Here is a 20,980-nt window from a genome sequence, read left to right as displayed (position 1 = left end):
TGCCCTGTAGGAAAGAAGGTATCCACAAATGGTGGACAGTGCAAGCAAGAATTCACATTTAGTGGAAAATTACCGCCTAGCAGTTGTTTTTATTGTGGATTTTTCCGCCGGAAAAGTCGGGAAATCGGGGTTTGCTGCCAGCCGATTAGAGCAAAGACAGCAAAAAGCACTTCCGCAAATTGCGGGCAGTGGCTATGTTCCTAAAATGTTCCAAAGGGGGTGCCGTATGGCAAGTATAGTTGATCAGCGTTTGGATAGAATGATTGAGATTGCCGATCTGACAGGCTTAACGCTGGATGATGTTGTTAAGCACATAGGTAGGGCGGATCAGAAAACGTTCCGCGCCTTCTCCGACAACCCGTCGAGCCTGCCTCGATATATTGCATCGAGCGTTAGCCCGTAGGTATCGCTTAAGCGCTCGGCTGCATCTATTGGTATGCGCCGGGTGCCTTTCTCCCAGTTGTTATACTGGGTGACGCTGAAACCATTTTTCTGCGCCCATGCCTTTTGAGACATTTCAGAGAATCCTACGCGGATCGCCCGTAGGCGTTCCCCTATCTCAGCATATTCCGGCAAATCATTAACCATAGAGTGGTAACTGAGGCCGAAAGGGGAATTTGGCAATTCACCAATTGTGGGGTTGATTGCGTCCACCATTTGTGGATATAAGGTGGTCATGATCAATGCCCCCCAGTTTGCAGACGCAATTGGCCGCAAGAAAATGGCGGACGCCCTCGACGTAGGGCTGACTGCTGTGAGTAACGCGGTTGTGCGCGGAAAATTCCCTGCCTCATGGTTTACCGTTTGCGAGATGCTTGCGGATCGTGAGGGCGTCGAATGCCCCCCTGAATTGTTCGGTCATAAACTCCCTCATGCTTCACAAAATGTGAACGCAACCCCCAAACCGCAAGAGGGCGTTGCGCAATGACCACACGTACCGCTCTATACCGCCACTACGATGAGGCGGGTGTTTGCCTGTACATTGGCATCACCGACGACCTATCTACCCGCGACAAAGACCACGCCAAAGGCGCAGATTGGCATAAGCTGGTCGCCCGCTCTGAGACGCAATGGTTCAACAGCCGCGTTGAGGCGCGGGCCGCTGAGACAAGGGCCATTCTTCAAGAGCGTCCGGCGCATAACCGCATGTCGGCAATCAAAGACCCATTATCCTACGGGGCTATTGGTATGCGCCTTGTCGAGTTGCGGGCAGCGGAAGGGCTGACGCAATCTGAGTTTGCCAGCCTGATCGGCGTTAAGCGCTCGCGGTATTCCCTATGGGAGTGCGGGGCGCAGCGTCTTTCCTTGGATGGGGCTTTGACACTCCACAAGGTTATGGGCGTTTCGCTTGATTGGCTGTTCCTCGGTGACGACCAATGACCTCCCCAGCATCCGAGGCGCAGCGGTACGTTACTGCGTCAGTTCCTCCCTGTGCCTGCCGTTGTCATGGCGGCGGGACAACTACCCCGGTGGCGTTTCCTGCCGTCACCGGGGGTCTTTGGGGGATGGACCATGGGTAAGCGTAGCAACTTCGACCGCATCCCGCGTGATTATTATCCGACCCCGCCAGAGGCTGTAGCACCGCTTCTTCCACACCTGCCGCAGGACTGTACATATTGGGAGCCGTGCGCAGGCGATGGTGCCTTAATCCGGTCCCTTGCGGCGCGGGCAATGTGCCTTTTCGCGTCCGACATTGAGCCGAGACATGCGGATATTGAGGCGCGGGACGCCCTGCAAGACACCTCTGGGGTGATGGAAGAATATATCATCACAAACCCGCCATGGGATCGCAAAATCCTGCACCCGATGATTGAGCATTTCTCAGCAATGCGGCCCACGTGGCTGCTGTTCGATGCCGATTGGATGCACACCAAGCAATCCGCCCCCTACATGCCATGGCTTCGCAAAGTCGTGAGCGTAGGGCGCGTGAAGTGGATTCCTGACAGCAAAATGACCGGGAAAGACAACTGCGCTTGGTATCTGTTCGATCAGAGAGGGCAGGGCGCGACCGAGTTTTACGGGAGAACTGCCGCATGACCCAGACCGACCAAATCCTCTCCGCCCTCAAGGCAGGCCGTCACATCACGCCGATGGACGCGCTGCGGGAGTTCTCGTGCTTTCGCCTCGGCGCTCGCATTCACGAACTGAAACAGGCTGGCCACAAGATCCACACCGCCCGCGTCGAAACCGACACCGGGGCGCGGGTCGCAAGCTATTCGATGGAGGCGCAGGCATGAGGTTCGTTATCCCCGGCAAGCCTTTCGCCAAGCAACGCCCACGGTTCGCCAAGGGCCGGACATACACGCCCGCGCAAACAGTCTCGTTTGAGCGCGTTGTGGGCGAGTACGCAATGGCTGAGAAATGCCCGCTCTTGGATGGTCCGGTGCGTCTGAAAATCACCGCCATCTTTGAGCCTGCGAAGTCGTGGAGCAAGAAGCGCCGCGAGGCCGCATTGTGGGGGCCGCATACCCAGAAGCCCGACTTGGACAACATCGAAAAAGCCATTCTCGACGGGCTTGATCGTATCGCATTCAACGACGATAGCCAAGTCTGTATGACCGAAAGCCGTAAGATGTGGGGCAGTGAAGCGCAGACCATTGTTGAGGTCACGCCCCTGACCACGTTCCCCCTCGGGGGTGCGCAGTGAGCCGAGTTATCAACAAAAAGATACATTTTTTCCAACGACTTACGTTTTGCTAAGGTGTTCTCATGGACAATGAAAATGACAACTGGAAGTCGATTGGTGAACTGGCCCGCAAGCTAGCTGAAAAGGTAGGTGGCAAATGAACCAGATTGTAAGCATCAAGCCCGAACTGCCACACAGCGTAGAGGCCGAGCAGCAATTGCTTGGCGCTATCCTGCTGGGCTTCGGCACTGAGGCAGTCACCGCAGTTGGTGGCGCGGATATCTTCTATGACCCGGTACATGCCGAAATCTTCCAAGCGTGTTTGCGGCTGGAAAAGAACAGCAAGCCTATCACGCCTGTTACGGTCGGTGCGGCTATCTCCGACGACCTGAGCGACCGCCTGTCAGAGTTGGGCGGCAAGGCTTATCTGGCACGGCTTGCCGGGGCGTCTGTCTCTGCCAAGTGGGCTGCGGATTATGCCAAGGTCATTGCGGAGGCAAAGGCTAAGCGTGACCTAATCGCAATCATCGAGAAGGGCCGCGAGGGTTTGTCTAACGGCGAACTGTTGGCGTCTGATGTAGCGGCGCAGATGGAGGCCGCTTTCGGGGCGCTGGCGCAGTCTGAAAGCGCGGTTAAGCCCGTGTCTATGCTCAAGGCTGTCACTGAGGCTGTTGAGCAGTCTCACGCGGCCTACATGGGCGAGTTTATCAATTCAGTGCCGAGCGGCATCCGTTCACTTGACCAGATCGTGTCAGGCTTCGGTGGCGGCGAAATGTGGCTGCTTGGCGGGCGTCCTTCTATGGGCAAAACGGGTGTAGCCTTGTCGATGGGGCTCAACGCTGCGCGGGCAGGGCATCCGGTCATTATCGCCAGCCTTGAAATGACGCCTTCGGCAATGGCTATGCGCGCGCTGTCTGAGGAAACCGCACGGCTTCGCAACCCGACCAGCTATTCAGATATGCGCCGGGGCGAATACAGCGACCAGCAGGGCGAGGGTATCCGCGAAGCTGCGCGGGCTGTCGCTAACCTGCCGATCACGTTCCTACCGCGCCAGTATCAGGACACCGACCTATTGCAGGTTGGGGTGAAGCAAGCCCTGCGCCACGCAAAGAATGGCAAGACGCCGTTGGTGCTGGTGGACTATGCGCAGCTACTCCGCAGCAAGGCCAAGACGCGCTACGAGCAGGTCACAGAGATCAGCTTGGCCCTCAAGGGTATGGCTATGGACCTCAACGTGCCTGTTGTGGCTCTGTCGCAGCTTTCCCGCGCCCTAGAGCAGCGCGAAGATAAGCGACCCATGATGAGCGATCTGCGCGAGAGCGGTCAGCTAGAACAAGACGCTGATGGCGTGATGTTCTGCTACCGGGATGAATATTACCTCCAGCGCGAAGAACCGCCCCATGACGACATGGAAGTTCGGGCCGCATGGCATGACGCTTGTCGCGCCGCGCATAACAAGCTGGAAATCATTGTTGCCAAGCAGCGACAAGGCGAGATTGCCACGGCTCACGTGATGTTCAACCCGGCCCTAAACTTGGTCTGGGAGCAGTAAGAATGAGCGGGGCAGCACTTGTATGGGCGGCGAATGTTAAGGGGTTAGCCCCTGCTGAAAAGATCGTCCTTATCCAGCTTGCAGAGCGGCACAATAAAGACACCGGGCGTTGTGACCCACGTATCTCCTTGCTGGTCGAGGATTGCGAAATGGGGCGCTCAACCGTCATGCGCCACCTCGCCACACTGGAAGAAAAAGGCCACCTGACACGGGTGAAAAGAGGCTCCGAAAATGGGGGCAGATCGTCCAGCCAATATGACCTTCACATGGGGGTAAAGTCCCAAATTGGGACGGGGGTAAAGTCCCACGGTCGGGACGGGGGTAAAGTCCCATTTGACGAAGGGTTAAGTCCCAATCCTGATGAGGTTAAGTCCCAGCAGCGGGACCCCCTATATAAGGAAGAACCTGTAAAGAACCTAAAAGAACCCTTTCTCAGTGATTTTGACACGTTCTGGGAAGTGGTTCCAAGGAAGGTTGCGAAGGGCAAAGCCCGTATCGCTTTCAAGGCCGCTTTGAAGAAGGCGAAAGCCCCCGAAATCATCGACGGGATGAGGCGCTATGCGGCAACGCGGGTGGGGCAGGATGAAAAGTACACCGCGCACCCGGCCACATGGCTCAATGGCGAGCAATGGGCCGACGAAGCCCCCCAAAGCAATTCTCAGCATGACCCAGAAAAGGCGGCGCGCTTGGCCCGCTATCAGAAAATTGGAGCGAAGAAATGAGCAACCGAGGTTTTGACGAATACGGCCAACCCAAGTTTGAGCCGGGAGAACTCCCCAATTACTGGGATCACTTTGTTTACCGGAACGGTGAGCTGTTGTGGGCGACAATGGGGAAGAACCGACGCGTCGGACAGGTAGCGGGCAGCAAGCGTGCTGACGGGTATTCCGAGGTCTTTTTTGACGGGCATCGCGAGCGGGTTCACCGGGTTATTTGGCAGATGTACTTTGGCAAAATTCCTATTGGGTACGTGGTTGATCACATTAATCGCGACCCCTCAGATAACCGGCTAGAGAACCTGCGATGCATCCCTAAGGGCATGAACCAGCACAACAGGGGTGAGGATTGCGCACAGTTCTTCAAGAGAACTGGCAAGTGGGCCTCCTCGATACGGCGGTTCGGCAAAAGAAAACATCTTGGTTACTTCGACACGAAGGAAGAGGCCGTAGAAGCTTATGCGGCCGCTAAAGACGCCTCGGATCGCTTTGACGAATATTCGCACTACGGCGAAAACAACGGCCCCGTGCGGCCAACACCCAACCCACCAGCAGGGGAGCGCATCCAATGAGCCACCTCGGACTAATCGCATCTGACGAACAGGTACACGCCAACACCGACGCGCAAGGTTGCCGAGAACTAATGCAGGCCGTCATTCACCGCGCCTTTCTCGACGCCACCTATGACGGGCCGCAGAAAGCAGAGAAGCGCGAGCAGGAGGAAACCCACAAGTGGATCAGCCGTTGCGGGCAGGACTTCCGCACGGTGTGCGACCTCGCCGGGATGGACGCTGACTTTCTCAGCAACTGCTACAACGCGGGCAAGGTGGATCGGCATCTGCTGAAAGGCAAGGAGGATGGCCGCGTAGTCGTCAGCCTAGAGCGCGGGGGGATTACGCAGGCAATCTTGGCCGAAATCCATGGCGAAATGACGGCCAGCGAAATCATCGAAGCGGTTCAGGAAAAGCACCCCGGCCTCACGTTCAATCAGGTGAACAACGTACTGCGGGGTACGATTACGCGGACGGGGAAAGCAACGAAGCGCAAGCGGGGCGATACGTTCGTCTGGTCTATCCCCCGCGAACCCCACGTCTCCTGCAAGGACCGGATAGCGGCGGCAAAGGCCGAAGCGCTATGAGGCGGCGCGGCGATGACTGCGACTGCCATGAGGAGGGCTGGACGCCTAACCCCACGGTTCACATGGATCAGGGGCAGGTTTCGTCAGTGCTGGGGCCGGATGGCGAGCCGGTGCAGTACGTCACCCGCAACCGCGTCGGGTTTGATCTAAGGCCGAAGGGAAAGCGCAAATGACCCCCGACGAACTGAAAGCCCACAACGCGCAGCAGGCAAAGACGATCAAGCGGCTATGGGTCGAGAAGGCAGCGTTGACGCGGAAGCTGGCAAAGGAACGGGGCCGCAATGCCCCGCTTCAAGGAATGGTTGTTTGGCTCCAAGCGCGGGTGGCCGAACTGGAAGACCCCAAGGGGCAGGCAGAAAGGTGGTTTGGAAATGATTGAGCCAATCAGGGGCAAGGGCGTCCAGCGGGCAAAGGTAAGTTGCGACGATTGCGGCAAGTCCGAGCCAATCACATGCGACTACACCCGACAGCCGGGCGGGGAATGGTTCCCGAATGAAGGGCAGGTCAAAAAGAAGATCACCGCGCACGGGTGGTCTGACATCAAGGGCAAGCTGCGTTGCCCCACATGCGAAGCAAAGCGAAAGGTGGTGCCGATGAAGGCGGTAGAGAAAAAGGCGGAAGCGCCGCGCGAACCCACACGGGCCGAAAAACGCGAAATCATGGACATGCTAGAAGCGGTTTATGACGTTGACGCGGAGCGCTACACCGGGGGCGACACTGACGACACCGTGGCCAGCACGCTCAAGGTGATGCCGGGGTGGGTTGCCAACATCCGCGAGGAATTCTTCGGACCTGATGGCGGCAACGACGACATTGAGGCGCTGATCGTCAAGCTGGCCGAGATGGAGCGCGATGTGAAAGCCGTTGCGCAGTCCGCGTCCGGTTTGGCCGACAAGGCTGAGAAGAAGCTGGCGGAGGTTTCAACGCTTCGGGTGGACCTAGACCGGATCAAGAAGGCGGTAGGGCCGCGCGTTCTCAAGAAGGCAGGTGGGTAAAGAAAAACCCCCACCCGGCAAACCGGGCAGGGGCTTCAAGGACTGCATTTTTCTTATCATGGGACAGACACATGGGCAAGGGTGACGCAAAAGCGAAGAAAGTTGGGCGCAAGCGCAAGCAGGGCGTGGCGCGTACTGAAAATGGCCGCATCAGCAGGGCTAAGGCCGTTCCGTTCGAGGAAAGCCCCCAGCAGGTAGTGCTACAGGCGCGGAGGCGGGCGCTCAGAGGCCCTATGCCGATTGACATGGCAATGCGCCCCGTAGGCAAGGATGAGGCTGTGCGGCTCGGAAAACGCGGCTCCGTGCTGGGCTGCATGGCGGACGATAGACACATCACCGCAGAGATGCAGGCGGCGGGCGATGACTACTGCCAGCGATACATGACCTATGCGGCGCTAAACGGGATGCCACGGCCCACGCCACAAGGGCCAGCATATGGCGAGGTGCGAGGCGGATCGCGCCCGGAAAGGCTGCGGGCTGCACAGGCGGCGAAAGATGAGCACTTTGCCGATCAGCGGGTGCTAACGCATTGCAGCGCGGGCGTACGATGGGCAATCAAGCGGGCTTGTGTCTTGGATGAGGCAGCACCACCGCATTTAGTGCGTGAGGGCTTGATGGCATTAATGAAGGCGAGGGGTTGACTAGGGGCAATTTCGTCCTTACAAGAAGATAATCGAAAGGCGATTGCGTTTAACGTAGTTGCCTTTTGTGATTCCGACGCGGACTCGCCTGACCGTCCCGATAGTAAGAGCGAAGGTCTTTAATCATCGCCCCGCGTTTTCTAAGCCGCTTTCTGGTGGCGTCACTAGGTCGGGAAGCTCGACTGAAACTTGCAAGTTAGTGGCGTCTCCAGAGCGCGTCTGGCATTACCCCATGTGGCAGCATGATAACCCGGCAAACGTCAGTAGCATAAGCTTACCGGGGCGCGTCTCAACACACTCGCTGCTATGAACCGCTTGGGCAAAGGCAGCAACGGGGCGAACGCAAGGCCGCTATCCCAAGCCATGAGCCGGATACCCCAACATACGACACGCGCCTCTGCACTTGGCTACGGCCTCGGACATGCGCGGGTCATCTTTTACGCAGGGTGAATTGGTATCCCATCCGGCCTCATAAGCCGGACTTCGGCGGTTCAATTCCGCCTCCTGCCACCATCTATGGGGAAGTAGCTCAGCAGTAGAGCGGGCGGCTTGTGCCGTCGATATAGCGACCGCCTGACAGCTTATCAGGAATAAAGGTTGCAAAGCTGGCGACAAAGCATCGTCAGTCTGCGTGGGTGCAAATCCCGCCTTTCCCAGCAAATCTCAGCGCACATAGGCGCAACGCGGCGGCGATACGCAGGGCGGGAAGCCCACAACCTCCAACAACTGAGGCGACACGATATGACCGACCGGGATGAAGCCGGGCGCTTCTTGCCGGGCAATCGGTTCTGGGAGGCCCGCAGTACACACGGGGTTAAGCCTAAGTTCGGCAACCCTGATGATTTGTGGGATGCCTGCGCTCAGTATTTCGAGTGGGTCACTGAGAATCCACTGTTCGAGGATAAGCTGGTCACGTTCCAAGGTCAGGCAACCCACGAGCCGGTCGCAAAGATGCGGGCCATGACCGTTGGCGCAATGTGCCTGTTCATCGATGTGTCCCGATCGACTTGGGATGAGTGGCGGACATCGCGCCCCGATTTATCGGACATCATATCGCGAGTAGAGGCGATTATCTTCGCGCAGAAGTTCGAGGGCGCCGCTGCTGATCTGTTGAATGGCAACATTGTATCGCGTGAGTTGGGCTTGGCGGATAAGCAGGACCATCAATCGAGCGACGGCACCATGACGCCGCAGACGATCACCCGCACCGTGATCGACCCCAAGGACGATGCAGGCGCTTGATATCCCGACGCCACGCTGGGCGGTCCCGATATACGCAACGGAGACAGCGGCAGGGCTGATCGTTCGATACATCGGCGTCTATGGCGGGCGGGGTAGCGGCAAGTCACATGAGCTTGCGGGATATGTGGTTGAGGAGATGATCGCAGACCCAGATTGCAGCGTGGTTTGCATTCGGGAAATCCAGAAGAGCCTAGCCCTGTCAGCTAAAAAGCTGATCGAGGCGAAGATTCGTGAGTTTGGCGTCTCGCATCTATTCGAGGTGCTGAAGACGGAAATCCGGCGCGTTGGCGGGTCAGGCATTTGCATCTTTCAAGGGATGCAGGATCACACAGCCGATAGCGTGAAATCGCTTGAGGGCTTCAATATCGCATGGGTCGAGGAGGCCCAGTCTCTTTCGCAGCGCAGCATGGACTTGTTGCTGCCGACGATCCGGGCCGAAGGGTCGCGGGTTGTTTTCAGTTGGAACCCCCGGCGCCGCGGCGATCCGGTGGAAAAGTTACTCCGCAGCCGATCCGGGCCGCGCGATGATGCAATCGTGGTTAAGGCGAACTACACGGATAACCCATTCCTGCCGGAGACATTGCGGCGGGTGGCGGAAAGCGACAAGCTGCTCAACCCCGATGGTTTTGACCACATTTGGCTGGGCGAATATGAGAACGTCGGCTCCAAGGTGGTTATCCCGGCATCGTGGGTGCAGTCAGCAATTGGGCTTGCTGATGATCTCGGCATTGAGGTGACCGGGCGGAAGTATGCGGCGCTCGACGTTGCTGGTGGCGAAGATGGTGGCGACGAAAACGCGCTTGCGATCAGGAAGGGCATCGGCCTTCTGAGCGTGGAAGCGTGGAACGGGCTGGATACATCGCTCACGACGAACAAGGCAGCGGTCGCGGCAAAGAATGCGGGCGTCTCTGAGGTCTATTATGACAGCATCGGGGTAGGTGAGGGCGTCACGGGCGAATGGGCGTCTATGGGGCGTCGTGGTGACCAGCCCGACGGCATGAAGATGCACCCATGGGCAGGCGGCGCTGCGGTGATGGACCCGGACAAGCGGATCGAGCCGGATAACCCGCAATCGCCACTGAACAAAGATCAGTACCAAAATATGAAGGCTCAGGCATGGTTCTCACTGCGCAAGCGGTTCGAAAACGCGCACAAGGCCAGACACGGCAAGCCATACGATGCTGAAATGCTGATCAGCTTACCTCGCGACCTTCCGAACCTCGGACAGATCGAAGAGGAGTTGACGCAGCCGCAGCACAAGACCAGCGGGACGGGGAAAACCATGGTGGATAAACAGCCCGATGGCGCACGGTCGCCCAACTTGGCGGATGCGATCAATATGGCGTTCTGGCCCGCTCAAGCATCCATACCAACTGCACAGGTATTTCTTTAATGACCGCATTCAGCATCAAAGAGTTCCTGTCCCGTGTGGTGGGGCTTAGTTCCAAACACGACCACTACACCGACTTCGGCTGGCCTGAAAATGTCACGTTCTGGCAACTGCATAAGATGTATGAGCGGAACGATCTGGCAAAAGCTTCGGTTAAAAAGACGACCGAAAAGACATTCCAAAACCTGCCGGTGATTCTGCGCAATGATATAGAAGACACCGAACTTTCCGACGCTTTCGACCGGTTGGGCTTTTGGGACAAGCTAGCTGATCTGGATGAATATGCGCAGGTCGGCGGGTATTCTGGTCTTGTGATCCGCATTGCAGATGGAAAGAGCTTTGCCGAGCCTATCGATGGTTCTGTGTCGCTGGATGATCTGGTCGAGATAATTCCTGCATGGTCTGAGCAGTTAAAGGTGTCTGAGTGGCACCTTGATGAAACCGACCCGGATACATACGGCAAGCCAAAGACATTCACCTTCAATGAATCGGCGATCACACGTGAGGGGGCCAATCGCAGCGTAGTGGTTCATCCTGACCGGGTGTTTGTATGGTCTTCGACCGGGGATACAGTCAACTGCGTTTCGGCTTTACTGTCCGGCTACAACAACCTGCTGGATATGGAGAAGATTAGCGGTGCCGGTGGTGAGGGGTTCTGGAAAACAGCCGCTGCCCGTCTGAATATCCAGATCGACAAGGCAACCGACTTTCAGGCTTTCAAGCAGGCGATAGAGGCGTCTGATCCAAGCAAGTCGTTTCAGGAAATCCTAGACGAGAAGGCTAAAAAGCTGAACTCAGGATTCGACACATCCTACATCAGCCAAGGCATGAACGTCGCGCCTTTCTCAATCAGCTTGCCGCAGCCGAAAGAGTTCTTCGACATCCCTCTCGCCTCTTACGCGGCGGGCCGTTCAATGCCGGTTAAGGAGCTTGTCGGAATGCAAACCGGTGAGCGCGCAAGCACACAGGACGCACAGGCGTGGAATAACGCCATTATGTCTCGCCGCAACCGATGGACGATCCCATCTATCCGAGCATTGCTGCAACAGATGGAGCGTTTTGGCATGATCTCCGCCGGATGGGTGATCGAATGGGACGACCTGACCGACGACACCCCGCAGGCCAAGCTGGATCGGGCCGATAAGATGGCCGACATCAACACCAAGCAGACCGCAACCGAAAGCCAGCCCGTGTTTACCGGCGAGGAAATCAGGATCGAAGCCGGATACGATGGCGAAGTGCCTGATGCATTCGATGACATGGGCCTAGAGGAATAATCACATGACACAGACAGCAATCCACGTCCGGCACAATGTGTCGGGCAAGATCAAGCGTGTGCAGCGGGAAGGCCGGGAAACGATCATCCTGCCCAGCTACGCCGCCAAGGCCGACACGGTTCTGAACAACATCCTCTACCCAAAGGATGAACTTGAAACCTCTTATGCGGGCCTTAACCGGACGCCAGCGCCTTACGGGCACCCTGTCCTGAACGGGCAATTCGTCCCGGCGAAAGACCCGGAGGCGATGGCGCGCACTAGCATATTCGCATGGAATGAGAACGCCCGCTGGGATGGTGACCGTATCGCGCTGGATGTCGTGATCGACGAGGCCCGCGCCAAGGAGAGCGAAAACGGGCGCAAGGTTCTTGAGGCAATTGCCAACGAGCAGCCTATCGCCACCTCAACTGGCCTCCTGTGCAATTTGGAGGCCGCGACCGACAAGCCTTACGAGGGCATCGCGCGCGGCATCGAATGGGACCACGTGGCTATTCTGCTGAATGAGACGCCTGCCATCGCGCCTGAGCAAGGCGTGGGGATCTTCGTCAATTCGGCGGGCAAATCCGAAGAGGTCAAAGTCATTAACTCCAGCTTGGATGATCAGCTGGATCAAGAGATCGAATGGGCGGTGGATAGCATCGCTCGGGCGATAGAGCGCAAGGAGGAACGGGAGGAAAACCGCCCGCTTTTGACGCGCATCAAAGCCGCAATTCTCGAAGCATTAGGCTCCGAGGTGCAGGAACCTGCAACTAACAATCGAAAGGATGCAGACATGACTGATAAAACTCAGTTTGACGATCTTTCCAAGCGGGTGAATGCCCTGACGGAAAGCGCAGTGACCAAGGAAGACCTGACCAACGCGCTGACAGAGGCAATGAAGCCCCTGATCGACGCGCAGGCCGAAATGACAGCCAACGCCAAGGCGAAAGCCGAGGCCGATCACGCCGCATTGGTCAATAAGGTGGTCGAAGCTAAGATCGAGGGTCTGGGCAAGGATGTGGCCGAGAAAATGGACGCTACGGCGCTCAATGCTCTGCTGACCATGCACACGGCGCAGAACAAGAAGGCGGCACCGCTGGCGTCCGGCTTCATGATGAACTCTGAGGCGGAAGACGATATGTCGCCTCTCGGCTGGGGGGCAAAGCAATGACCACTGCAAACGTAGTATTCGCCGGCCCTGTCGAGGCGGTAAAGCCGCTGATGAATGAGGCCAAAATCAAAGCGGGTGAGACATTGGTCGGCGGCAACCTTGTCACACTCGACGCTGGAGAGTGGGCCGCTGCGGCGGCGGATGTGGGTGGCAACGTCCACGTGATCGACATGGATACTGTGGGTCAGAAGGCCGTCACGGCTGCTCTTACGGCTGGGCAGTCGCATCCCGCCTTCATCCCGCAGGTCGGCTATTCCTACAACATCATCTTGGCGGCTTCGCAGACAATCGCGAAGGGCGCATCTTTGGTGTCAAACGGCGGCGGGACAGTCAAAGCCGACACTGGCCTTGGTGATGTCGAGCCTCTGTTTACCGCAGAAGAGGCGGTCACAACTGGCGCAGGCGTCACTGCCCGCATCCGTGCGCGCTATAACCCAACTGGCGTGAATAAGCTGGTATAACCCCGAAAGGATAGGACACATGTTCTACTTCGATAATGAACAACATCCTGAGTGGGGTGCACATCGCAACCATGCCGCTCAGGCTTCTATGGTGGGCAACATCCGCTCGACCGTGAACCGCCACAACGCGCAGATGATGGGCAATGACGCTGCCGTTCTGCCGCGCGACGTGGCGCAAGAGTTTGACCGTCAACAGGTTGAACTTATGCGCGCGAATAACTTGACGCTACTCAGCGATTTGATGCCTCTGGCACGGTCTCTGGCAGTCGGGAAGATCGAAAGCATCCATCGTCGCGTGTCCGATAGCGGTACAGCCAAGCGCAGCCTGACGGGCCGCACCACGGTTGATATCGACAAGGCCGGTTACGACTACGACAGCACAATCAAGGTTGTCCATCAGGATGGCTTTGGGCGTGACTGGATGGAAATGCAGGGCCAGCGCACAGAAGCGTTTGACGGCCTTGTTGACGATCAGGCCAACTCCAACCGCACCGTTTTGGACAGCATCGCCACGCATATCTACAGCGGCGCACTGGACGAAAACGGCAACGTGATCAGCTACAACGGCACCGCTGCGACAGGCATCAAAACCTCGACCAAAACCGTTGCAGTTGATTTGGATGCGTCCGGCCTGAACATCGACTTCACGTCAGGGGCCGCCACGCCAGATGATATCCGCGCGGGCTGGGTCCAGCTTGTCAAAACGTTGCGTGTGGACAACAACGTCGGTCAGGACATCACGTTCTACATCTCGGCTGATATCGAAACCAACTTCCAGCGGTTCTACGGCACTACCGCAGGCGACACCGGCAAGACCATTATGACAGTCCTGAAGGAACTGGCAGGCGTGGCCGATATCAAGGTTGATCGCTCGCTGTCTGGTAACGAAGTCGTCGGGCTTGTGCTGAACGCTCAGTTCATCCGCCCGCTGATCGGCATGGCCGTTTCGACTGTCCCGCTGTTCCGCGCCAACCCAATGGATGCCTACAACTACATGACGTGGGCAAATGTCGGTCTGGAAATCCGCACGGACTTCACCGGCAAGTCGGGTGTCATGTACGCGCGCAATATCGCGTGAGTAATCGGCTGGCCTGAGTGATTGGGCCAGCCTTCAATTGGAGGACATGAGATGCAGCACAAATTCAAGGTGACAGGGCTTGGCTTGCAAGTTGACAAGGTGACAATCATGCCGGGTTCTGAGTTGATGTTGTCTGCGCCCGCGCCGGGCCACTGGCAGCGCTTCGGCACGTCCGAACAGGAAGAGCCAAAGAAGATGACAGTTGCTACACCGCAGGCGTCAGATACTAAATCCAAGAAGGCCTCTAACAAGTGACCATCTACAGCACGAATGAAGCGTGGCGGGCGTATGCTTTGGCAAGGGGCAATGTGTCCCCAACGAACGCCAGCGATGGCGATGCGTCCGCTGCGCGGCAACGTGCCAGCGACTACATCCGAACGCGCTACGTGCTGCCTCTGGGGCTGTCTGGTACTGCCGATAACGTGATCGAGGCAACGCACATCGCGGCGGGGTACGAACTGACGACACCGGGGTTTTGGTCTAAGACATTCACGCCCGCGCAGCAAAAGACACTGACCGGCGTTGACGCTATCCGATGGACCGTCTCGGAAAATGCCGCGATGGAAAAGGGCTACAACGCACAATTGCCGGTGTCGCCTGCGATTGATGCGCTGTTTGGTGGCACATCCAATAGCGGGCTTTATCTTGGGGTGATCGGGTGAGCGCTGGCACCGACATCGCCGCTGAAGTGCTGGCAGGGCTGGAAGAGGCGGGCGAGGCGACCGGCAACGAGCCGATGATCTGCACCCTGCGGCGACCTGCGGCAGACGGGCCGACTGATCCTTGGGGCGGTGGCGGTAGCGGGCCGACCTATCACGAGGTGACAGCGGTTCAGACGCAAAAGCACATCCGCGATGCGTCCGGCACGTTGATTGGTGAGACGCGGACGGTGCTGCTGGTGGATGCTACTGGGGTGACGCCGTTGAAAAGCGATTACGTCGCGGTTAACCTCCGCATAGCAGACGTGACGAGCGACACGCGCTTTCACGAGATTGCGGACGCCGAAACCGTCGCGCCTGCGGGCGTGGCACTGATGCACAAGGTCACGCTTGCCGATTAACCCGCCCACAGCGCTCGAAATAGCCGCTCTCAGTGCGATCCTGCCCCGTTGGTGGGCTGAGTGCCAGAGCAACCCGACTGATGCGATGCTGGCTTACACATACACTCGGCAGGAGTACGAGCAATTCGCGGGTGCGATCCTGTGGGCCTTCTATCTCGGTGCCTTGGCCGCTCGAGGCTAACCCGTATTCTCTCACAATTCGATCCTTTGCCGCTTTTGAGCGGTTTTTTGTATGGGGCGCTCCATGGCTCGCAAGACTGCTCAACAGAGGCGCATTGAGGCATTGCTTCAACGCCAGTCAGCGGCCGTGCGCAAAGCTTTTCTAGAGGCGATGCGGAAGGCCACAAACGCAGTCGACCGTGATGCCCTGATCCGTTTACTGGAGGCCAACGAGGTTGAGCGTGCGGCAGCATTGTTCCGCCTGGAGCGCGGTGTGGCCTTCCCCCTTGAGGAAGCGATCCGCAACGCCTTCATCGGCGGCGGGATGGCCGTGGCGGACGATCTACCGAAAGGCCTTTCCGGCGCATTCGGATTCGACGGTCGCCATCCTCGCGCGATCGCACTGGCTGAGCGGCAAGCTGCAGCACTGGTGACTTATGTCAGCGATGATGCCGTGTCTGGTGCCCGCAAGATCATTGTGGACGGCCTCAGCCGTAACCGCAGCCTGAACAGCGTTGCCCGCGATCTGGTGGGGCGCAAGGTGGGGCGGACACGGCAGGGCGGCATTATCGGCCTGACGGAACCTCAGACCGACCGCATGATCCGGTTGCGCTCCATGTTGAGCGATCCTGAGCAGATCAGCGACTACTTCAAAGACGCGGATATGAAGATACCGCGCTACAAGGAAAGCGACCGGCGCTTCGATGCAATGGTTCGCAAGGCAATCAAGAGCGGCAAGGCACTGCCAGCGGCTGACGTTGACCGCATCGGAGACGCATACAAGTCCAAGGCCAGCGGCAACCGGGCGAAGGTTGTGGCGCGGAATGAGGCGTTCACCGCTCAGGCGGCAGGCCGCGAAGAAGCGTACCAACAGCTTTTAGACGATGGCAAAGTCGAAGCCGTGACCAAAAAATGGCAGCACGGGTTCAGCAAAGAGCCGCGCGAAGATCATCTGCGGATGGATGGGGAGACAATCGACTTTGACGAGGTATTTGTCATGGACGATGGGGCGCGTATGCGTTTCCCCCACGATCCGGCAGGCGGGCCTGAGCATTCTATCTCATGCCGCTGCACATGTGTTTACCGCGTCAAGCTACCGAGGGACTGAGCATGGCTGGCAAATCTTTCACTGCCCAATTGGCCGACTTCGAGCAAATGACGCTCAAAAATATGCGCTATGTCGCGGCGGAATCCATCCAAGACGTTATGGAATCCGCTCAGACGCCCCAGAGAGGCATTGGGCAGGGCGCTACAGGCTTTGTTGAAGGCAAGATACCCGTTGATACCTCGGAACTGATTAACAGCCTTACAAGCGAGGGTGTGAAGGGCGCGGATAGCTACACGGTCGCGATTGCAGGCTATGAGGTGGGCGACGAGATGGAGTTCGCATGGACCGCGCCATACGCTTACGCCGTTGAAGTCGGGACCAGCAAAATGCAGGGGCGTCAATTCGTGGGCGCGAACGCTCGCAGGTTCCCTGAGTTTGTCTCACAGCGCGCAGCCGAGGTGCGGAAATGAATGAAGCCGATATCTCCAAGGCGCTAGGCCAGTGCCTTATGGGCATGGTAGATGCGCCGCCGATCTATTGGGAGAACCAGAACGTACCGGAAGGCACTGCGCGCCCGTACCTGTCGGTGCAGATGGTCCGCGTGTCTCGCCGTAACCCTGATCTAGCGGGCGGTGCGGCTGGCACAATCGCACGCGGTTATATGCAAATCACGATTGTCTCTGACCTCGACCAGTTCGCCACCTCTTCGGAGGAAACGGCAGACGCTATCGCCGCCCACTTCGTTAAAGGCACCAAGCTGTCAGAAAATGGCGGCAAGGTGACGATCATGGAAGCGCCGAACATCCTGCCTGCCTTGCGCGACGGCAGTGATTGGCGGGTTCCTGTTCAGATTGACTATTGGGCGAGTTAAGACCTCCTTGCATTTTGTGCTGGGTATTTTCGTGGCCACAAACCACATAACTTGAAGGACGTGAAGAAATGGTAACCATCGCAGCAACACGGCTGGACGGCATCGAGGAAACCTCCGTAATTGAAACCACGCTAACAGGAACATCGGATACCTTTGTTTTCGACCGCAGCCGACGTCAAACCCTGATTTTGCGCAATGCTACAGCGGGGGCGCTCACGCCGACCTTGACAGGATCAGACGCAGGCACAGTGACGTTGGGGGGTATAGGAGATGTTGACCTTTCGACTGGCTGGTCTCCGGGCGCAATTTCAGTGGGGGGTGTAATCGCCGTTCGTCCCGTTGATATTAAGAAATACTTGGCCGGAACAATCGCCATCTCGGGTGGGACCGGGTTAGTCGCCGTTCTGCTGGAAGAGTAACCCCACCCTAGATCAGTTACGGGAGCACGATATGAAGGATAAGCGGACAGCGGAAGAAAAGATGGAAGCGCCTGAGCCAAAGCGGATTGAACTAGAGCATCCCAAGATGGCAGGCCGGGCTAACGTCTGGAAAAAGGACATTGATAAGTGGACAGCTAAGGGCTGGAAGCGCGTCAGTAAGGCCGGGAAGGCCGATTAACCCCCCTCCGCTCGCGGGGTAGCCTCAACGGCTGAAGCGAGTTCCCCAAAACTCAACACGAAACAGCCCCGCGAGCGGGGTCTTACTGCTTGGAAGGATACGAGCAAATGACAGAAAATCACATCGGCAAAACGCTGTGGGTCGCGCAGGCCGCTCCCGCAACGAACGACGCAGCAGGCTTTGAAGCACTGACATGGGTTGAGGCCAAAGGCCACATCACCCTGCCACAGCTTGGCGTGACGCATTCTATGATCGACGTGCCAGACCTGAAAAGCGGCTTTACCTCCGCTGTGAAGGGCGCGGCGCAGGGTGTGGATACCACCGCGACGTTCCGCGACGTGGACGCCGATCCGGGCCAAGAGGACGTGCGGGAAACCGCAGACGGTCAAGGCGGCATTATGTCTATCAAGGTCGTTAAGGGGTCTGGTGTCGATAACGCGCCAGCGTCCGGCGATCCGGTCCAGTACGCCCAAGGCATCGTGCACAGCTACCAGCCCAACCAAGGCGATAATAGCAACTATGAGGGTTTCTCTGTCGGCTTCCGTCAGAACGCCCCCACAGTCACCGGCACCGAGCCGGTCTAAGCGTTCTGCGCAGAACCGGCACGGCAGGTTTGGTTCAGCTTGCCGTGCCAACCAACCGATTCCCTTTTCTATGGCAATGGGTTATGGTATAAAAAGCAGGCCAGACGCGGTGCTTCCAACACCGGCTGGCCCTATCAATCCGCTATTAGGAGTAGCGTCATGAATAAAGAAGATTTACTCACCGCAGAAGTATTGCGCAACCTCTTGCGCTATGAGCCAGAGACAGGGAAGCTGTTTTGGCAGGAGCGCCCAGAGGGGCCACAGGGCTGGAATACCCGATATGCTGGTACGGAGGCGCTTAGGCACGTCAATTCCTACGGCCACTGTGCGGGCAATATCTTCGGTAAGAACTATTATGCGCACCGCGTTATTTGGTGCATGGTTACGGGGGCTTGGCCCGCAGACGTGATCGACCATATCAACGGCGACGGGGCAGACAACCGCATAGAGAATTTGCGCGAAGCCTCCTGCGCCCAGAACCAACACAATGCAAAAGTTAGGGCTGACAATTCGTCAGGCTTTAAAGGAGTCGCTTGGGATAGGCGGCACCAGAAATGGCGCGCGTATATCACTTGCGATGGGAAGCGTCGGCATGTCGGTCTCTTCTCCAGCCCGCTGGAAGCCCACGCGGCTCAATGCGCCGCAGCATCAAAATATCATGGCGAATTCGCCTACAAACCCTAGAACCCAAAGAAGGAAATGGACCTATGGACTTCACGAAGTATGACAGCAGAGCGATTGCCGAAGCCGGTTCGCCTATGCAAATTTTAGACCCTTGGACTAAAGAGCCGATGATGGACGGGGATAAGCCCTGTCGAGTGATCGTTCGTGGCACTGCATCAAAGTCCATGCAAGCCAAGATGCGGGCCAAGCAAAAGGCCGCGATGATGGCAAAGAAGGCTAAAAGCGGCAAAGACGAAGACGAAGAGGCGCGGGTTCTCGAAGACGTCCACATTCAACTCTGCGAAGGCGCAGCGCCGTTTATTGTGGGGTTTGAGAACGTCAGCAAGGGCGACAAGCCAGCCACTGCTGATGATGCCGAATGGTTTCTTGACCTGACGTTCCCCGAAATGGGCGTCAAAGAGGATGCCGAAGGCAACACGATCACCGACAAAGACGGAACGCCAGTTTTCGAGATGAAGAACCTACCGTTCGCTAAGCAAATCGGTGAGTTCGCGGGCAAGCAAGCGAACCGCTTGGGAAACGCCAAGAGCGGCTAATCCTCGCCGCCCATCAAGCGGGATGGCTCAACGCAACCATTGACCACGGAGACAAGGCAGGCACCCGCAAGCCTGAAAGCAGGGCCATGCAGTACCAAGCAGCCAAGGTTGCGCCCCCGTTTGTCGAGATAGACGAGGGCGCATACCTGCTGCAAATGCTGATGGAAGCGGGGCCGGTTAAATCAGCCCCCATGGGCGGGCGTGAAGCGCTAGATTGGGTTGATATCCACGCCTATCTGTCGCTCACGGTTGAGGATGTGGAGGGCTGGGAAGCCAACCTTCTACGCCGCATGAGTCAAGCATACGCAGCGGGCCTAAGCGAAGGCACTAGCCCGTTTTCAATCGCTCCGGTGGATCGGGAATGAAAGGACAGCATATGACTGATACGACTACACAGAAAACCAGCGAACAGCCTAAAGTGAAGCGTCAGGGCGAAGGTTTTAAGTTCGCCGCAATCCACCCTGACGAAACTATCTGCGACCATTCTAAGCCTAAAAGCGAGTCTTAACGTTCTCACCAAATTGCCAGATGTATTCTGCGACCCCCTCAAGGAACACATCGTCGGCGTCCGGCTCGGATAGCTTCGCCTGAAGGCTTGTGCGCATGTCGCCGACTATGGTGTCTATGAAGTCAGCGGGGTTTGCCTCGCTACGCGCCCTTTCCGCGTAAAGCGCACGTAGCAGTATGTCTAGCGCCGTTACGTGGGCGCTGAGTGATGTTTCGTTAGCCATGTCGTCCTCCCAAAAGCCTCACCCTCAGCGGGAATCAGGGAGCGCGTCAAGCAATGATGGGCGAGTAGGGGGCGTCCACAGTATGGACGCCCTTCTCAGTGCCGCACGATGTAGTAAAGCAGCCCGGCAATGGCGAGGCCAGCGGCGGGTGTAATCAGGATGGCAGTGATCTCAATCGGGGTCATGGTTTAATCCTTTCAGCAATTCGCGCCGCCTCTTTGGTTATTTCAGTCAGCATCCACTGAAGCTTCATTAGAAGCTGTTCGTCGCTTAGGCGATCCGGGTCAGACGCGGACCTAAGAAGCCAGACTATTTGGTTATTCAACGACCGGCCTTCCCGCTGAGCAATCTCCGTCAGGGAGGCGTGCAGATCAGGCGGTAGGCGCAACGTGATTCTTTTGGACGCGTCTTCTGTCATGTCGC

General features: G+C 57.5%; 34 protein-coding genes. 31 read left to right on the top strand and 3 right to left on the bottom strand.

Features of this window, described 5'->3' with window-relative positions; all coding sequences use genetic code 11:
* Window positions 1-28: 28 nt before the first annotated feature.
* Window positions 29-403, top strand: a complete 375-nt coding sequence (locus R1T45_RS01850) for a hypothetical protein (protein ID WP_317388970.1) — start codon at window positions 29-31, stop codon at window positions 401-403.
* Here R1T45_RS01850 and R1T45_RS20990 read toward each other — a convergent pair.
* Window positions 328-516: a helix-turn-helix domain-containing protein gene (locus R1T45_RS20990; protein WP_411041122.1), complete on the bottom strand. Its 189-nt coding sequence runs from the start codon at window positions 514-516 to the stop codon at window positions 328-330. The genes R1T45_RS01850 and R1T45_RS20990 overlap by 76 nt on opposite strands.
* A 160-nt stretch (window positions 517-676) precedes the next feature.
* On the opposite strand from R1T45_RS20990, the gene R1T45_RS01845 reads away from it, so the two are divergent.
* The 30 genes from R1T45_RS01845 (at window position 677) to R1T45_RS01700 (ending at window position 20,191) form a co-directional block, all read left to right on the top strand.
* Window positions 677-928 carry a hypothetical protein gene (locus R1T45_RS01845; RefSeq protein WP_317388969.1) on the top strand — a complete coding sequence of 84 codons (252 nt, stop codon included), beginning with the start codon at window positions 677-679 and terminating at the stop codon, window positions 926-928.
* Window positions 925-1,380 carry a helix-turn-helix domain-containing protein gene (locus R1T45_RS01840; RefSeq protein ID WP_317388968.1) on the top strand — a complete coding sequence of 152 codons (456 nt, stop codon included), beginning with the start codon at window positions 925-927 and terminating at the stop codon, window positions 1,378-1,380. Before R1T45_RS01845 ends, R1T45_RS01840 begins: the two co-directional genes overlap by 4 nt.
* 132 nt (window positions 1,381-1,512) lie before the next feature.
* Complete coding sequence (locus R1T45_RS01835; RefSeq protein WP_317388967.1) at window positions 1,513-2,037, top strand: class I SAM-dependent methyltransferase; 525 nt, start codon at window positions 1,513-1,515, stop codon at window positions 2,035-2,037.
* Window positions 2,034-2,237, top strand: coding sequence for a helix-turn-helix domain-containing protein (locus R1T45_RS01830; RefSeq protein WP_317388966.1), 204 nt, complete (start codon window positions 2,034-2,036; stop codon window positions 2,235-2,237). The genes R1T45_RS01835 and R1T45_RS01830 overlap by 4 nt, the downstream gene beginning before the upstream one ends.
* Window positions 2,234-2,647 (top strand): RusA family crossover junction endodeoxyribonuclease, encoded by a 414-nt coding sequence (locus R1T45_RS01825; RefSeq protein ID WP_317388965.1) that lies wholly within the window; start codon window positions 2,234-2,236, stop codon window positions 2,645-2,647. Before R1T45_RS01830 ends, R1T45_RS01825 begins: the two co-directional genes overlap by 4 nt.
* A 136-nt stretch (window positions 2,648-2,783) precedes the next feature.
* Window positions 2,784-4,178 (top strand): replicative DNA helicase, encoded by a 1,395-nt coding sequence (locus R1T45_RS01820; protein WP_317388964.1) that lies wholly within the window; start codon window positions 2,784-2,786, stop codon window positions 4,176-4,178.
* A 2-nt stretch (window positions 4,179-4,180) separates the two neighbouring features.
* The gene (locus R1T45_RS01815) at window positions 4,181-4,900 is read left to right on the top strand and encodes a helix-turn-helix domain-containing protein (RefSeq protein WP_317388963.1); all 720 of its coding nucleotides are present in this window, start codon (window positions 4,181-4,183) and stop codon (window positions 4,898-4,900) included.
* Complete coding sequence (locus R1T45_RS01810) at window positions 4,897-5,466, top strand: HNH endonuclease signature motif containing protein (protein ID WP_317388962.1); 570 nt, start codon at window positions 4,897-4,899, stop codon at window positions 5,464-5,466. Before R1T45_RS01815 ends, R1T45_RS01810 begins: the two co-directional genes overlap by 4 nt.
* On the top strand, window positions 5,463-6,032 hold the full coding sequence (locus R1T45_RS01805) for a hypothetical protein (RefSeq protein ID WP_317388961.1): 570 nt from the start codon (window positions 5,463-5,465) through the stop codon (window positions 6,030-6,032). Before R1T45_RS01810 ends, R1T45_RS01805 begins: the two co-directional genes overlap by 4 nt.
* A gap of 169 nt (window positions 6,033-6,201) precedes the next feature.
* A complete protein-coding gene (locus R1T45_RS01800) occupies window positions 6,202-6,411 on the top strand; it encodes a hypothetical protein (RefSeq protein ID WP_317388960.1) in 210 nt (69 codons plus the stop codon).
* On the top strand, window positions 6,404-7,027 hold the full coding sequence (locus R1T45_RS01795) for a hypothetical protein (RefSeq protein ID WP_317388959.1): 624 nt from the start codon (window positions 6,404-6,406) through the stop codon (window positions 7,025-7,027). Before R1T45_RS01800 ends, R1T45_RS01795 begins: the two co-directional genes overlap by 8 nt.
* 71 nt (window positions 7,028-7,098) lie before the next feature.
* Window positions 7,099-7,668, top strand: coding sequence for a hypothetical protein (locus tag R1T45_RS01790; RefSeq protein ID WP_317388958.1), 570 nt, complete (start codon window positions 7,099-7,101; stop codon window positions 7,666-7,668).
* Between the two features lie 741 nt (window positions 7,669-8,409).
* Window positions 8,410-8,910: a DNA-packaging protein gene (locus R1T45_RS01785; protein WP_317388957.1), complete on the top strand. Its 501-nt coding sequence runs from the start codon at window positions 8,410-8,412 to the stop codon at window positions 8,908-8,910.
* Window positions 8,897-10,303, top strand: a complete 1,407-nt coding sequence (locus R1T45_RS01780) for a PBSX family phage terminase large subunit (RefSeq protein WP_317388956.1) — start codon at window positions 8,897-8,899, stop codon at window positions 10,301-10,303. Before R1T45_RS01785 ends, R1T45_RS01780 begins: the two co-directional genes overlap by 14 nt.
* On the top strand, window positions 10,303-11,577 hold the full coding sequence (locus R1T45_RS01775; RefSeq protein ID WP_317388955.1) for an anti-CBASS protein Acb1 family protein: 1,275 nt from the start codon (window positions 10,303-10,305) through the stop codon (window positions 11,575-11,577). Before R1T45_RS01780 ends, R1T45_RS01775 begins: the two co-directional genes overlap by 1 nt.
* 4 nt (window positions 11,578-11,581) lie before the next feature.
* A complete protein-coding gene (locus R1T45_RS01770; RefSeq protein ID WP_317388954.1) occupies window positions 11,582-12,727 on the top strand; it encodes a hypothetical protein in 1,146 nt (381 codons plus the stop codon).
* Window positions 12,724-13,188 (top strand): hypothetical protein, encoded by a 465-nt coding sequence (locus tag R1T45_RS01765; RefSeq protein ID WP_317388953.1) that lies wholly within the window; start codon window positions 12,724-12,726, stop codon window positions 13,186-13,188. The genes R1T45_RS01770 and R1T45_RS01765 overlap by 4 nt, the downstream gene beginning before the upstream one ends.
* 19 nt (window positions 13,189-13,207) lie before the next feature.
* Window positions 13,208-14,266, top strand: coding sequence for a major capsid protein (locus R1T45_RS01760; RefSeq protein WP_317388952.1), 1,059 nt, complete (start codon window positions 13,208-13,210; stop codon window positions 14,264-14,266).
* Window positions 14,267-14,317: 51 nt separating this feature from the next.
* Entirely contained in the window at window positions 14,318-14,521 is a 204-nt protein-coding gene (locus tag R1T45_RS01755; protein WP_317388951.1) for a hypothetical protein, read from the top strand.
* Between the two features lie 53 nt (window positions 14,522-14,574).
* Window positions 14,575-14,928, top strand: coding sequence for a hypothetical protein (locus R1T45_RS01750; protein ID WP_317389021.1), 354 nt, complete (start codon window positions 14,575-14,577; stop codon window positions 14,926-14,928).
* Entirely contained in the window at window positions 14,925-15,326 is a 402-nt protein-coding gene (locus R1T45_RS01745; protein ID WP_317389020.1) for a hypothetical protein, read from the top strand. The genes R1T45_RS01750 and R1T45_RS01745 overlap by 4 nt, the downstream gene beginning before the upstream one ends.
* A 331-nt stretch (window positions 15,327-15,657) precedes the next feature.
* Entirely contained in the window at window positions 15,658-16,593 is a 936-nt protein-coding gene (locus R1T45_RS01740) for a phage minor head protein (protein ID WP_317389019.1), read from the top strand.
* Between the two features lie 2 nt (window positions 16,594-16,595).
* Complete coding sequence (locus tag R1T45_RS01735; protein WP_317389018.1) at window positions 16,596-17,003, top strand: hypothetical protein; 408 nt, start codon at window positions 16,596-16,598, stop codon at window positions 17,001-17,003.
* Window positions 17,000-17,404 carry a phage tail terminator-like protein gene (locus R1T45_RS01730; protein ID WP_317389017.1) on the top strand — a complete coding sequence of 135 codons (405 nt, stop codon included), beginning with the start codon at window positions 17,000-17,002 and terminating at the stop codon, window positions 17,402-17,404. The genes R1T45_RS01735 and R1T45_RS01730 overlap by 4 nt, the downstream gene beginning before the upstream one ends.
* A gap of 68 nt (window positions 17,405-17,472) precedes the next feature.
* Window positions 17,473-17,823 carry a hypothetical protein gene (locus tag R1T45_RS01725; RefSeq protein ID WP_317389016.1) on the top strand — a complete coding sequence of 117 codons (351 nt, stop codon included), beginning with the start codon at window positions 17,473-17,475 and terminating at the stop codon, window positions 17,821-17,823.
* Window positions 17,824-17,854: 31 nt separating this feature from the next.
* Window positions 17,855-18,022: a hypothetical protein gene (locus R1T45_RS01720; RefSeq protein ID WP_317389015.1), complete on the top strand. Its 168-nt coding sequence runs from the start codon at window positions 17,855-17,857 to the stop codon at window positions 18,020-18,022.
* Window positions 18,023-18,129: 107 nt separating this feature from the next.
* Window positions 18,130-18,606 carry a hypothetical protein gene (locus tag R1T45_RS01715; RefSeq protein ID WP_317389014.1) on the top strand — a complete coding sequence of 159 codons (477 nt, stop codon included), beginning with the start codon at window positions 18,130-18,132 and terminating at the stop codon, window positions 18,604-18,606.
* Between the two features lie 159 nt (window positions 18,607-18,765).
* Window positions 18,766-19,290, top strand: coding sequence for an HNH endonuclease (locus R1T45_RS01710; RefSeq protein ID WP_317389013.1), 525 nt, complete (start codon window positions 18,766-18,768; stop codon window positions 19,288-19,290).
* Window positions 19,291-19,313: 23 nt separating this feature from the next.
* A complete protein-coding gene (locus R1T45_RS01705; protein WP_317389012.1) occupies window positions 19,314-19,826 on the top strand; it encodes a hypothetical protein in 513 nt (170 codons plus the stop codon).
* Window positions 19,827-19,912: 86 nt separating this feature from the next.
* Window positions 19,913-20,191 (top strand): hypothetical protein, encoded by a 279-nt coding sequence (locus R1T45_RS01700; protein ID WP_317389011.1) that lies wholly within the window; start codon window positions 19,913-19,915, stop codon window positions 20,189-20,191.
* Between the two features lie 126 nt (window positions 20,192-20,317).
* Here R1T45_RS01700 and R1T45_RS01695 read toward each other — a convergent pair whose 3' ends face one another.
* Both R1T45_RS01695 and R1T45_RS01690 read right to left on the bottom strand, forming a co-directional pair.
* Window positions 20,318-20,557, bottom strand: a complete 240-nt coding sequence (locus tag R1T45_RS01695; protein WP_317389010.1) for a hypothetical protein — start codon at window positions 20,555-20,557, stop codon at window positions 20,318-20,320.
* Between the two features lie 181 nt (window positions 20,558-20,738).
* A complete protein-coding gene (locus R1T45_RS01690) occupies window positions 20,739-20,975 on the bottom strand; it encodes a toxin-antitoxin system HicB family antitoxin (RefSeq protein ID WP_317389009.1) in 237 nt (78 codons plus the stop codon).
* Window positions 20,976-20,980 lie beyond the last annotated feature (5 nt).

Origin of the sequence: Sulfitobacter sp. LC.270.F.C4 (assembly GCF_032922545.1) — a bacterium.
Classification (GTDB): Bacteria; Pseudomonadota; Alphaproteobacteria; order Rhodobacterales; family Rhodobacteraceae; genus Sulfitobacter; species Sulfitobacter profundi.
The sequence above is the reverse complement of the archived record's forward strand: the minus strand, read 5'-3'. Positions and strand labels throughout refer to the sequence as shown.